General features: G+C 47.8%; 12 protein-coding genes and 1 pseudogene. 4 read left to right on the top strand and 9 right to left on the bottom strand.

The genetic code is table 11. The features are described from left to right. Positions 1-24: 24 nt before the first annotated feature. The 6 genes from VP504_RS23435 to urtA all read right to left on the bottom strand — a co-directional run bounded on the left by VP504_RS23435 (position 25) and on the right by urtA (position 6,685). Positions 25-900: an urease accessory protein UreD gene (locus tag VP504_RS23435; RefSeq protein WP_325894447.1), complete on the bottom strand. Its 876-nt coding sequence runs from the start codon at positions 898-900 to the stop codon at positions 25-27. A 10-nt stretch (positions 901-910) separates the two neighbouring features. Continuing rightward, positions 911-1,606, bottom strand: a complete 696-nt coding sequence (urtE, locus tag VP504_RS23430) for an urea ABC transporter ATP-binding subunit UrtE (RefSeq protein ID WP_325894446.1) — start codon at positions 1,604-1,606, stop codon at positions 911-913. A gap of 11 nt (positions 1,607-1,617) precedes the next feature. Further along, a complete protein-coding gene (gene urtD / locus VP504_RS23425) occupies positions 1,618-2,511 on the bottom strand; it encodes an urea ABC transporter ATP-binding protein UrtD (RefSeq protein ID WP_325894445.1) in 894 nt (297 codons plus the stop codon). Then, a complete protein-coding gene (gene urtC / locus VP504_RS23420) occupies positions 2,508-3,587 on the bottom strand; it encodes an urea ABC transporter permease subunit UrtC (RefSeq protein WP_325894444.1) in 1,080 nt (359 codons plus the stop codon). The genes urtD and urtC overlap by 4 nt, the downstream gene beginning before the upstream one ends. Beyond that, positions 3,588-5,252: an urea ABC transporter permease subunit UrtB gene (urtB, locus tag VP504_RS23415; RefSeq protein ID WP_442788922.1), complete on the bottom strand. Its 1,665-nt coding sequence runs from the start codon at positions 5,250-5,252 to the stop codon at positions 3,588-3,590. A gap of 137 nt (positions 5,253-5,389) precedes the next feature. Then, positions 5,390-6,685: an urea ABC transporter substrate-binding protein gene (gene urtA, locus VP504_RS23410; protein ID WP_325894443.1), complete on the bottom strand. Its 1,296-nt coding sequence runs from the start codon at positions 6,683-6,685 to the stop codon at positions 5,390-5,392. Positions 6,686-7,017: 332 nt separating this feature from the next. On the opposite strand from urtA, the gene VP504_RS23405 reads away from it, so the two are divergent. After that, positions 7,018-7,467, top strand: a complete 450-nt coding sequence (locus VP504_RS23405) for a DUF4174 domain-containing protein (protein ID WP_325894442.1) — start codon at positions 7,018-7,020, stop codon at positions 7,465-7,467. A gap of 40 nt (positions 7,468-7,507) precedes the next feature. Here the strand turns inward: VP504_RS23405 and VP504_RS23400 are convergent, their stop codons facing one another. Together VP504_RS23400 and phhA are read right to left on the bottom strand one after the other, a co-directional pair. Continuing rightward, complete coding sequence (locus VP504_RS23400; RefSeq protein WP_062715327.1) at positions 7,508-7,849, bottom strand: 4a-hydroxytetrahydrobiopterin dehydratase; 342 nt, start codon at positions 7,847-7,849, stop codon at positions 7,508-7,510. Between the two features lie 14 nt (positions 7,850-7,863). Beyond that, positions 7,864-8,652, bottom strand: coding sequence for a phenylalanine 4-monooxygenase (gene phhA, locus VP504_RS23395; protein ID WP_325894441.1), 789 nt, complete (start codon positions 8,650-8,652; stop codon positions 7,864-7,866). Positions 8,653-9,015: 363 nt separating this feature from the next. Here phhA and VP504_RS23390 point away from each other — a divergent pair, with 363 nt between their 5' ends. Continuing rightward, positions 9,016-9,849 carry an EAL domain-containing protein gene (locus VP504_RS23390; RefSeq protein WP_325894440.1) on the top strand — a complete coding sequence of 278 codons (834 nt, stop codon included), beginning with the start codon at positions 9,016-9,018 and terminating at the stop codon, positions 9,847-9,849. A 147-nt stretch (positions 9,850-9,996) separates the two neighbouring features. After that, positions 9,997-10,941 (top strand): ribosome biogenesis GTPase YlqF, encoded by a 945-nt coding sequence (gene ylqF, locus VP504_RS23385; RefSeq protein WP_325894439.1) that lies wholly within the window; start codon positions 9,997-9,999, stop codon positions 10,939-10,941. Positions 10,942-11,129: 188 nt separating this feature from the next. On the opposite strand, the pseudogene VP504_RS23380 reads toward ylqF, so the two are convergent. Continuing rightward, positions 11,130-12,019: pseudogene (locus VP504_RS23380) on the bottom strand (LysR family transcriptional regulator). A 137-nt stretch (positions 12,020-12,156) separates the two neighbouring features. Between VP504_RS23380 and VP504_RS23375 the strand changes: the two are divergent. After that, positions 12,157-12,786, top strand: coding sequence for a LysE family translocator (locus VP504_RS23375; RefSeq protein ID WP_325894438.1), 630 nt, complete (start codon positions 12,157-12,159; stop codon positions 12,784-12,786). Positions 12,787-12,864 lie beyond the last annotated feature (78 nt).

The raw sequence follows: 12,864 nt of genomic DNA, 5'->3' as shown, positions 1-12,864 counted from the left end.
TTTCGCGGTCAATACCGCTATAAATCAAGTACGCCAGATTCTGGGAACATCAGGGGTTGTGCCAGTCCAGTGTTTTCGAATTCTTAGCCAGCATTCCGTCAGAATGTGGAATAGGGTTTCTGTGTTTGATGCCAATGCCCGCAAAGCCAGCAAGCCATCGATATAGGTAATGCCGAGTTCAAGCTCATTCGGTTTATCCTGCTCAGCCCACCAGCTTTTAAGTAACTCGGATAAAGCTTCTGCATCGCCATACACGAACATCGAACCGACAACGGGATAGCCACGAAGCGCAGCAGCAGAGTGTTGTAAGGTGGTTGGATTGACGCGAAGGCGCTCGCAGAGAACGAGCTTGTCATCGATGGAAATCGTGGTTATTCCATCAATCACACCTTTATCAAAGGCTTGGTTGGAAACAGGTTGTCCCAAAGTCCAAATCTCCCAGCCCGCAAAGCGCGCATCAGAGGAAATTTGAATATCAGTGCGGGTAACAAGATGGGCATTCGGGAACGCAATATTTTCCAACGGCAGCCACTCAAGACGGCTGTCCTGACCCACTTTCAGCGATTGATTTAACGTTGCAACGCGACCGTCTGAGCGATAAAAACGGGTTGCGCCAGGAGTGGTAATCAATGCTTCTGCGCCGTCTTTGGCGTCGACAAACACATTCAGGCTATCGCCACCCACCACACCACCCGGCGGATGCAACAAATGGCCGTGGCATACGCCGCCTTCCGGATACAAAGCGCGCTGCACCGCTAAAGGGCCACGGTGCAGGCAATCACGCAATACCGTTCGGGTACCGTTGTGTTGATAGCTCAGGTGAAGCTCCGCTTCCCATCGGCCGTGAGACTGTGTGTTCAGGACATTGCTTTCATAAACATCAGAGAGCGTTTGTGCCATGCAATCACTCCTACACCGTCAGATACTGTCGAATCAGATCATCTGAAAGCTCGTCCATTTCTCCGCTAGCCACGCTTCTTCCGCGATCAAGCAAACAGAATCTGTCGCCGACTTTTCGTGCGAAAGGCAGCTTCTGCTCAACAAGAATGACAGTGAGACCCATCTCTTGATTGAGTTTGCAGATGATGTCACCAATTTCCTGGACGATGTTTGGCTGAATCCCTTCTGTCGGCTCATCCAAAAGCAACAGTTTGGGATCGATCACCAAAGCTCGGGCAATCGCCAATTGCTGTTGCTGACCACCAGATAAATCCCCGCCAAAGCGACGCTTCATTTCCGCCAGAACCGGGAACAACTCATAGATGTAATCCGGGATTTTCCTGTCGTTCTTAGGGCGAATGGGCAAGCCGATTTCCAGATTTTCCTCAACGGTTAATCGTGGAAAAATCTGACGTCCTTGAGGCACGTAACCTACACCGGCTCTTGGCCTGTCTTCCGCACGGCGTGGGGCAAGATCGTTACCCTCCATCAGAATCTGCCCGTTGTCGACTTTCAATAACCCCATGATGCTTTGCAGCAAAGTGGTTTTCCCCACACCATTGCGTCCCATCACCACGGTGCATTGTCCTTTTGGCGCTTCAATAGAAAGATCCCAGAGTGTCTGACTCTCTCCGTAACGCTGATTTAATCCATTTACTGTCAGCATTAAGCTCTCTCCTATTGACCCAAATACACTTCGCGAACACGCTGGTCGTCCTGAATCGATTTCATCGATCCTTCTGCCAGCACATGTCCTTGGTGAAGCACGGTCACTGTCGACGCAATGCTGCGCACAAAATCCATGTCGTGTTCAACCACCATGATCGAATGCTCGCCCGCCAGAGAAAGCAGCAATTCGGCGGTACGATCCATCTCCTGATGCGTCATGCCCGCCACAGGTTCGTCCACCAGCAAAAGCTTAGGTTTCTGTATTAACAGCATGCCGATTTCCAGCCACTGTTTTTGGCCATGGGAAAGCTTACCCGCCAACATTCTGGACTGCGTGTCTAAGCCTATTAGCTCCAGCACTCTTTCTATGTCGCATTTCTGCTCACCGGATAAAACAGCGCGGAACAGGTGCCATGTTGACTTCTCCCCCGCCATCGCAAGTTCGAGGTTTTCCCACACAGTTAGCGCTTCAAATACTGTCGGTTTCTGGAACTTACGGCCAATACCCGCATTGGCAATTTCCGCTTCATCCATCTTGAGCAGGTTCAATTGCTGGCCAAGCCAGACGTCGCCCACATCCGGTCTCGTCTTACCCGTGATGATGTCCATCATGGTGGTTTTACCCGCGCCATTTGGACCAATAATGCAGCGAAGCTCGCCTTCTTTTATGTACAGGTTCAAATCGTTAATCGCTTTGAAACCATCAAAAGATACCGACACGCCCTCGACGTACAGCAACATGCCGTTTTTCACGTCGACTTTTGGGTTGTATTGAGGCTTCAGGAAGCTGAATACCTGATCACGTCGGGTGATTTCATGCAGCAGCTCCGCCGTAGGATTGGTCTCAGGCAGTTGTTCTTTTTGGTGGTTCATGCCTTCGACCACCAAGGTTCTCGACATCATGCGTTTGCCTCCTTGCGAAACAGCCCACTTACGCCTTTTGGCAGATACAAGGTGGCGAGTACAAACAATGCACCCAACGCAAACAGCCACACTTCAGGAAATTCAACGGTGAACCAACTTTTCGCGTAGTTCACCAAAACGGCACCAATGACAGCACCGTAAAGGGTTGCACGACCACCGAGTGCCACCCAGACGACAATTTCAATCGAGTTCAGCGGCGCAAATTCACCCGGGTTGATAATGCCTACCTGAGGTACATACAGGGCACCGGCAACACCAGCGATGGCGGCAGAGAAGACAAACAACCAGAGCTTGCTATTCTCAACACGATACCCAACAAAGCGGGCTCGGGATTCCGCATCACGAACCGCGATCGTCAGTGCACCTAAACGGCTCACAACCACAGCACGGCACAGCAAATAAGCCAGCATTAGCGCGATCACGGTCGCCGTAAATAACCCAATTCGGGTGGCATCGCTCTGGAGACTAAAGCCGAGAATTTCTTTGAAATCCGTCAGGCCATTATTTCCGCCAAATCCCATTTCATTGCGGAAGAATGCCAGCATCAAAGCGAACGTCATCGCCTGCGTCATGATGGATAGATAAACGCCGGACACACGGGAGCGGAATGCCAGCCAGCCGAATACAAAGGCCAACAAACCCGGCACGGCGACCACCATCAAACAGGCGAACCAGAATTGGTCGAAGCCAAACCAGAACCACGGTAATTCCTGCCAGTTAAGGAACACCATAAAGTCCGGTAGCTCTGGATTACCGTAAACACCGCGATCACCAATCTGGCGCATCAGGTACATACCCATGGCATAACCGCCGAGTGCGAAGAATGCGCCGTGACCCAGACTCAAAATACCGAGATAGCCCCAAACCAAATCCACGGAAAGCGCGAGAATGGCGAAGCAGAGATATTTGCCGAGTAGAGAAACGGTATACGTTTCAAGATGAAAAATGCTGCCCGCTGGTACCACCAGATTCAGGATAGGTACCAGAAAACCAATGCCCAGCAGCACCACAATCATCATGACCGTTGAGCGGTCGAAAAGAGATTTAGAAACCATTTAGTTGTCCTCCGCCATGCGTCCACGTTGCGGGAACAAACCTTTAGGACGTTTCTGAATAAAGAGGATGATGAACACCAGAACGAGGATCTTCGCCAATACAGCGCCCGCCCAAGGTTCCAAGACTTTGTTGAACACGCCCAGACTCAAGCCTGCAGCCAGCGTTCCCCATAGGTTTCCAACACCCCCGAAGACCACCACCATGAAAGAGTCAATGATGTAAGCCTGACCCATGTTCGGCCCAACGTTGGTGAGCTGGGAAAGCGCCACGCCAGCTACACCGGCGATGCCTGAGCCCAAACCAAAGGTCGCCATGTCGACCCATTCTGAGCGCACACCCATCGCGCGCGCCATTGCACGGTTTTGCGACACGGCGCGAACCTGCAAGCCTAGTGGCGTGCGTTTCAAAATGAACAGGAGTGCAAAGAAGACCATTAGGCAGAACACCATGATGTACATACGGCTGGCCGTCAGCTCTAACATTGGAGTGACTTCAATCATGCCGCTCATAAAATCAGGCGTACTGACAGAGCGGTTAAGCGGCGAGAAGATGCTACGCACGGCTTGTTGCAGAATAAGGCTGATGCCGAAGGTCGCCAGTAGGGTTTCCAAGGGTCGGCCGTAAAGATGTCGAATCACCGAACGTTCAATCGCCATGCCTACCAAACCGGAAACCACAAAGGCGCACGGAATAGAAAGCAGCAGCGCCATGCCGGTTTGCGCAGGGAAAAGTTGCTGCAGCACATAGGTCGTATACGCACCGATCATGATCAACTCACCGTGCGCCATGTTAATCACGCCCATTACACCAAACGTGATAGTAAGGCCGATCCCCGCGAGTACCAATACCGAACCCAGACTCAAGCCGAAGTACAGGGTTTGGGCGGCATTTACTACACGCTGACTTTGTTCATATTCAGCAATCGCTTTATCCAGTGCCGCGATGGTTTCAACATCATCACTCTGAACTTTCGTTCTTGCTGCTAGCAACGTATCAAAGGCTTCAGGCAAACCAACATCAGACAGGAAAGTAATAGCTTCTTTGATCTGCTTTGGTTCGCTACGTTCTGCCACTTCGTAAACAGAAATCGCCGTCGATAGATACTTTTTAGTGACAGTGTCACTCTCATCATCACGTATAGAAACGATAGTTGGCAGTAAGGCGGCATCAAGCTCTCCAATCATACGCCTGGCTGCAGTTTGTCGGGTTTCTGTATCAGCGCTGGATAGTTCAGCTGTCGCCATAGCAGTCTTTATTTGACTGCGGATCTTGTTGTTGATGGTCACTGCACGGTACTGGCGTTTCTTTTCTACCGTCACGGTGTCACCAGAGAGGATATTGATCAGCTCACTACTTCTTGCCAATGGAGGCTCAGCAAGATACCAAATGGATTTGGCTTTCTTATCATAAACCACCTGCTTGTTAAGCAAGCCTTCAAGAAGTTGAATGCGGGAGATACTCGCTTGTTCTGACGACTCTGCTGACGCGATATAAGCAATCGCCACTTCTTTGTCATCAAACGATTTCCCCGCAAGCGCGCTTGCGGCTTGAGACATCTCCGAAATGTCGGCATTCGCCTGTGCTGTTATCAGCACGCTACTCATCAGAACGAGTAAACGGCACAACCACAGCAGGCGATTCATTGTTGCTGTCAAACGTTGCATGAATCGATCCTTCGAAAAGTCCTGCCAATGCGGTTCATATGTGCAAGGAGACGGCACCGCAAAGGCAGGTAAACTGGAAGTAATCTTCCGAGCGGGAGTCTCTTCGGACTCCCTACCCTGATTGATGAGGTTAAAACTTATTCAGCAACACCTGAGCACTGGCCCGTGGTGACATTGAAGCTGCCGCAAGACATTGGCTTCAGCCAGCTTGCAAACAGATCTTTTGACCCAGTGAGGTAATCAGACCAGGCATCACCCGCAACGACGTCTGGGGTTTCCCACACTGTCACGAACTGGCCGTCATCCTGAATCTCACCAATTAATACAGGTTTAGTGATGTGGTGGTTAGGCATCATGGTCGCGTAACCGCCAGTCAGGTTGGGTACAGTCACACCGATGATGGATTCCTGAACAGCTTCAGAATCTGTGGTGCCTGCTTTCTCAACCGCTTTCGCCCACATGTTGAAGCCAAGGTAAGTGGCTTCCATAGGGTCGTTAGTCACGCGCTTGTCGTCTTTGATGTAGGCATGCCACTGCTCAACGAACTCGTCGTTGGTGTCAGTTTCAACACTCATGAAGTAGTTCCATGCTGCGAGGTGACCCACCAGCGCAGAAGTGTCCATACCAGATAACTCTTCTTCACCAACCGAGAATGCAACCACTGGAATGTCTTCCGCTTCTACGCCTTGAGCGGCAAGCTCTTTGTAGAAAGGCACGTTGGCGTCACCGTTGATGGTAGAAACCACCGCCGTTTTCTTCCCGGCAGCGCCGAATTTCTTAATGTCAGCAACGATTGACTGCCAATCAGAGTGACCAAATGGAGTGTAATTGATCATGATGTCTTCTTTGGCGACACCACTATCAATCAAATAGGCTTCGAGGATTTTGTTGGTCGTACGTGGGTAAACATAGTCAGTACCAGCCAAAACCCAGCGCTCAACGCCAAGATCTTTTTTCAGGTAGTCAACTGCAGGAATGGCCTGTTGGTTAGGCGCAGCGCCAGTGTAGAACACGTTTTTCGAGGACTCTTCACCCTCGTACTGAACCGGATAGAACAGCAGGCTGTTAAGCTCTTCGAATACAGGTAAGACAGATTTACGTGAAACGGATGTCCAGCAACCGAACACTACGTCCACTTCTTCTTTCTCAATCAGTTCGCGTGCTTTTTCTGCAAACAGCGGCCAGTTTGAGGCGGGGTCAACCACAACGGCTTCCAGCTTCTTGCCTAGCAAGCCGCCTTTCTTGTTTTGCTCATCCACCATCATCAACACGGTGTCTTTCAACGTCGTTTCACTGATCGCCATCGTTCCAGATAGCGAGTGCAAGACACCCACTTTGATGGTGTCTTCTTCAGCGACAACCTGAAATGAGATGCCAGCACCCGCAATCACTGCAGCACTTACCCAATTTAATGCAAACTTCTTCCCTTTCATTGCAAAAGCTCCTTTTGAGTATCTGGGGAATCCTTGAGCAAAAGCCTTGCCACCAACGAGATATCCCTCGCAAATATATTGCAATCAATTGAATTAAAAGGAGGTTTTCACAGAGCGTCCGACGCTACAGGTGAAGAGAGGAAAACGTTAATGCGTAACATTGGTGCACAGGTACTCAAGCATCGCACCATATTAGTTACTTCTTAGTAAGTGTTTTATCACTGCACTTTTATGGAGCATCGTTCGATAGTTTTTGTGAGTAAGAAGGAGAGATCAATCCGGACGAACTAAGCTTACGTAGTGATAAACATGTTCTTGCAGGAAGAGCGTGTATGATGAAGCACCTAACCTATTTCTGGATGGTCGTAAGTGGGCTGATATGCAGCACAGCCACGCTTGCTTATCCGGTTTATGGACTGATTGAACCACACCGCACACTCATCTACTTTTCCAAAGGTTTTGACGACGCTGTTGCCTCCTTTGAGCGCCAGTTATTGGTTTATCAATGTCAGATAGACGACAGAGACCTGCACACTTTGATTCTGGATATGAACGACCTCTCTGATTCTAGCGGGCTGTTTTCTTCCCAGGAGATCATCAAACTGATGAATAAATATCGCGTGAAAAACAACGAACACACTGCTGTGTTAATAGGAAAAGATGGAACAGAAAAAGCGCGCTGGCGCCAGGGCTTCGATATCGACGAAATGGTACAGATTATTGATGAAATGCCGATGCGCAAGGCAGAAATAAGGGAGCGAGGTTTGAGGTGCAGCATTTAACAGAGGGGCATTGCGCCCCTTTCTTACTTTTCAGCGAATATCAATCTTCGAACAGCAAATCCGTTTTCGCTGCGCAGATAAAATCATTTTTGTGGAGACCTCTAATCTTGTGGGTCCACCAAGTCACTGAACAGCTTCCCCACTCCAGAAGAATCGAGGGGTGATGCCCTTCGGCTTCAGCCAACTCCGCCACCCTGTCTGCGAATGCCCAGGCCAGTTTAAAATTCCGGAACTTATACACTCGGTGTAATTGGTTGATACCTTCCACATCAAGAAGTTGCCATTCAGGCAGCGTTGACATCATCCCTGCGGCCGCGTCTCCGTCAATTCGAGGGGCATCAGCGCGGCAGGCTTCACATTGTAGTTCAGATAACTGTTCCATTTCGTTCTCCCTATTTATGCGATTTTCTGAGGATAAAGTGGCGCATGTAGTCCAAGAGCTTTCGCCCTACTAACGCATTCAAGCAAGTCCAGCTTTTCGAGTTCGTACAATTCGTCGAGCGTATTTAAATAAAAGTAGATGGGTTGCAGAATGTCGATGCGATAGGGCGTTCTCATTACATCGGTCACATCCAGCTTTTTCCGGATGGGTTCAGTACTGTTAAACGCATATTCGGTTTCAGCGGGCGAAGATAAAATCCCTCCACCATAAATAGACAAGCCGTCTCCGCTTTGAATCAGACCAAACTCAACAGTAAACCAATACAACCTTGCTAAATATACGCGCTCAGCCTTAGACGCTTTCACGCCGAGTTTTCCATAGTGCTGGGTAAAAGATGCAAAGGCAGGATGCGTCAGCATGGCACAATGGCCAAAAATCTCGTGAAAGAAATCAGGCTCCTGCAAATAGTCGAAGTCCTTTGGGCTGCGTAAAAAGGTGGCTACCGGAAATCGTTTTGACGCCAACAGTGCGAAAAAGTGGTCGAAATCAATCAGAGCGGGAACAGGCTCGAGCCGCCAGCCAGTGGTTTCTGCCAGTACACGATTAATGACAGGAATTTGAGGCGCACGGTTTTTGGGCAAATCGAGCAATTCGAGCCCTTCAAAATACTCATGGCATGCCTTGCCATTAATGCAGTCCAATTGTCTGGCAACGAGCTTAGACCAGACCTCATTCTCTTCATCGGTCCAATGAACATGACCTCTAGAATCCAGTGGTTTAGATTCGTATTGATGTTGTTTCATCGCAACACCTCCCTGTTTTGTATCTACAAAAAACGATAGCGGCTCAGCATCCAGAGGAAAATACTCAGGCAGGTTTTACGGAACACCAGCGCGTAACATTTTGTTTACATCTCGTTTTTACGAAGAGAGCCAACAAGGTCATTTCACTGATAGCAAGATCGAATCTACACTCATATATGAAACACATGTAACATATTCAATATAACCCAGTAAGATTAGGCCTATCAGGCTATTTTTATTGGTCGAAATACACACATCCCTCGGATAAGATCACATTAATTCACTCATCGAACTAATGATTCATTTTCCGAAAGTGCGCTTTGTCGTAACATCGCTTGAATGTCATTTAGAGGTAAGGCAATCGTGGTAAAGCACTTAAGGACACAGTCGGAATTTGAAGAGTGTTTGCGTGACGACAACAACGGCGACGTCATGGCTGTCTTCAATGGATTGGAGCTCCGGAGCGCATTCCAACCCATCTTTAGGGCAAATGGCACTGTACTCGGATTTGAAGCACTGGTTCGGGCCAGAAAAATAGATGGGGAACCAGCCTGCCCTTCACACCTATTTCGGAAACTCGACCACGACCACCCAGATTTTGTAAATCAGATTAGCATCGACAAACTTGCCCGCGTTATTCACCTCAGAAACTTCTCATCATTCGCTGGCAATCACTCAATCTTCCTGAACATGCTACCTTCTTCCGCTGTCGCTTCTATTGAAACCTTCTCCAACCAAAACCTGATGGTAAAACGCCTCGCTGAGCTTGGTATTCCGCGTCATCACGTTGTGCTAGAAGTGGTTGAACACCTACATGCCGACACCCTTTCACTGTCTGTTGCAACCACTCAGTCCATCAACAACGGTTTCCAAATCGCTGTTGATGACTATGGCGTTGAAGGTTCAGAAGAAATGCGTGTGCGCATGATCCGCCCGAGTCTGATTAAAATAGACCGCTCTTTGGTGCAACGATATGTCGAAGGTGAAGTAGAAGCAATGCTCCGTGCCATCGCCCTCTCGAAGGAAGTGAATGCGGAATTATTGGTTGAAGGTATTGAGAACCAGGACGAATACGAAGCGATGCGCGCTCTACATATCAACTATTTTCAGGGCTTCCATCTAGGCATGCCACAACGTTTGGAAGACTTTTTCGCCGCTAACCCCGGCAAACGCGGACCCACTCAAAAAGTGGAATAAACAAATCGGCTAATCTCTCGCCACTCTCGCTCAGTTCTTCCAGTTATTTTTTATCAAGTCTTCGTTAAGTGCTAAAATCCACAGCAACTTTTCGCCCCGGTGCAAACAGACTGGCGCATTTACAGAATTACAAAGGCAATCATTCGCATGATTAACAATTCCATCCAGTGGTTCCCGGGCCACATGCACAAAGCGCGTAAAGAAATCGAAGAAGTGGTACCGAAAATCGATGTGATTATCGAAGTACTGGATGCGCGTATTCCGTTCAGCAGCGAAAACCCGATGATTCGCCGCATCCGCAAAGACAAGCCTGTGATCAAAGTGCTAAATAAGCGCGATCTCGCTGACCCGGAAATGACTGCCAGATGGCTAGAACACCTTGAAAAAGAGCAAGGCGTAAAAGCGATGGCTATCACTACCGAGCAGACCAGTGAAGTCAACAAAATCATGGATCTTTGCCGTAAGCTTGCCCCTCACCGTGAAGAAATAGGCAAGAACATTCGAACCATGATCATGGGTATTCCCAACGTTGGTAAATCTACAATCATTAACACATTGGCTGGCCGTGTTGTCGCGAAAACCGGTAACCAACCGGCTGTCACACGCCAGCAGCAGCGAATAAATCTGCAAAACGGCGTAGTGCTGTCTGATACCCCAGGGATCCTGTGGCCAAAAGTTGAAAACCCACACAGTGGCTTCCGCTTAGCTGCGACTGGCGCAGTGAAAGACACCGCGATGGAATACGACGAAGTGGCGTTCTACACCGTGGAATATCTGGCCAAGGCTTACCCTGAACTGCTGAAAAAGCGTTACAACATCGAAGAGCTACCAGAAACTGAAGTAGAACTGATGGAAGCGATCGGCGAGAAACGCGGTTGTTTGCGTTCTGGTGGCCGTATTGACCTGCACAAAGCTTCAGAGATACTGATCAACGACCTTCGCAACGGCGCTCTGGGTTTAATCACTTTGGAACATCCAGACATGATCAGCCAGGAACTGGTTGAAGTGGAAGAAGCTGCAGCACAGAAATCAGAAGAGAAAGCGAAACACAAAGAAGAACGCCGTAAGCGCTATTTGAAAAATAAACGCTAAGAGTATGAGTTGATATTGAATAGCCCCGCTGATGCTGGGCTTTTTGTTGGACATAAACTTACCAAAACAGAGAGCACTGACAAAAGTGTGGACACTTTCTCCGCATTCATTTTACTTCTTTGAGATCGCCATAAGCATCATTAACAAAAAATAACACCCCAATATACAATGACGGCGGTTAGTGATTTCTATGCGTATATTGTTTGAAAATGTTCCCACGCACACCTTGCAGCATTAGAATAAAAACTGCCGCTTCTTTTAGCCAAGCAAATCCTGCGAGGATGCTCAGGCAAAAGTGGGATTACACGAACATTCGGATGAACATCCGGGACGGCAAGTTCTGCAACAATGGAAATACCTAACCCAGCTCGAACTAAGGCGAGTATTGAAGTCAGTTGCATTGCAGTATGCTTTACTTTGAGATAAGCATGTGAGCTAGAGAACCATTCTTTTATCAATGACTCGCTCCCCCCTTTGTTAAGATAAAGTCTCTGCTCAATATATCTTCTGCCGATAGCGTGGATTGTTTGGCTAAAGAATCATCTTCATGAACTAAAGCTACTAAGCGATCAATAGTAGCCGGTATTATGTCTAGGTCTAAATGTTCTTTGTCCACGATTACCGCAAAATCTACCCTACCTTCTCTTAATGCAGACAAGGCCTCTATATCAGTAAACTCTAAAGTATCGACCCTGATATGCGGCAGGCGTTGGCTCATAGTGCGAATTAAATCGGGAAGGATATGCGTAGATGCAGATGCTCCAAAAGATGCAATTTTTATGTGTCCGGCTCCATCTTTCTTAATGGTCCTAAGTTGCTGTACGAGCATTGCCTCCTGTTGCTGTTTTTGTTTGGCATACTCTGCAATTAACCTACCTTCCGCTGTTAAAAGTAAAGGGCGGTTATCTCTTCTAACTAACGCCGTACCAATGATGTGTTCAGCGCGTTTGAGAGCTTTGCTTGCAGCTGGCTGGCTAACTCCCAACATCATAGCCGCATTCGTAATGCTGCCCCTTTCTAGCAGTTGCAATAGCAGTTTGGGGACTAATGATGGCATGTTATCCAATTGTTCAATCATTACATCCATAACCTCAGGTTATTTTTATATCTATCAGTATGTCATCAAACTGATTTCTTACAAGGAAGCATAACTAAACATGGGCTCAGATTATTGCGCTTTTGAGGCGTAGGTACTTTGTCCTCAGGAGAAACAAAATGACTATTGATACATGGCTAGTTTTCATCACAGCCTCACTTATCTTAACAATGACACCTGGACCTAGTATTTTGTTGGGTGTGGTCCACTCAGTTAAATATGGCCCAAGAAAAACTATTTTTACTGCCCTAGGTGATATATCCGCTAACTTAATACAGATGATAATTGTAGCGACTGGCTTGGGAGTTATAGTGTCTAGCTCTGAAATGACCTTTGTCGCAATAAAATGGTTTGGGGTAATAACACTACTGTATATGGGAGTTAAGATGCTCTTTAGTAGTCAGAGGATAGATTCATCTACGTCACTCCCTTCACTAAACTCTATTTCTGCCCAGAAGCTATATCTTAGTGGTTTTTTTGTAGCAATGGGTAACCCCAAGGCCATAGTATTTTTTACCGCATTCTTCCCTCAGTTTATTGACACTACTAAACCATTGTTACCACAAATGATGGTGATGTGTCCCACAATGGTTGTTTTAGATTTTATATGGGTCATGACATATGCAGTTACTGCTAACAAATTTCTATATTTTATGCATAAGTGCCCATCATGCTTAAACAGATTAGGAGGAATCATTCTTTTTTCGGCGGCAGTTATAATAGCAATAAATAGCCATTCACCAATTTAGTCATTGCCACCATATACCTAAGAAACCTGAAGATGCTTATAATCAGAGGTCATGAATACGTTTAATTTCAGGCAAATT

Origin of the sequence: Grimontia sp. NTOU-MAR1 (assembly GCF_035758505.1) — a bacterium.
Taxonomy (GTDB): domain Bacteria; phylum Pseudomonadota; class Gammaproteobacteria; order Enterobacterales; family Vibrionaceae; genus Enterovibrio; species Enterovibrio marinus.
Note: the sequence above shows the minus strand (reverse complement) of the source record. Positions and strands in the feature narration are given on the sequence as shown.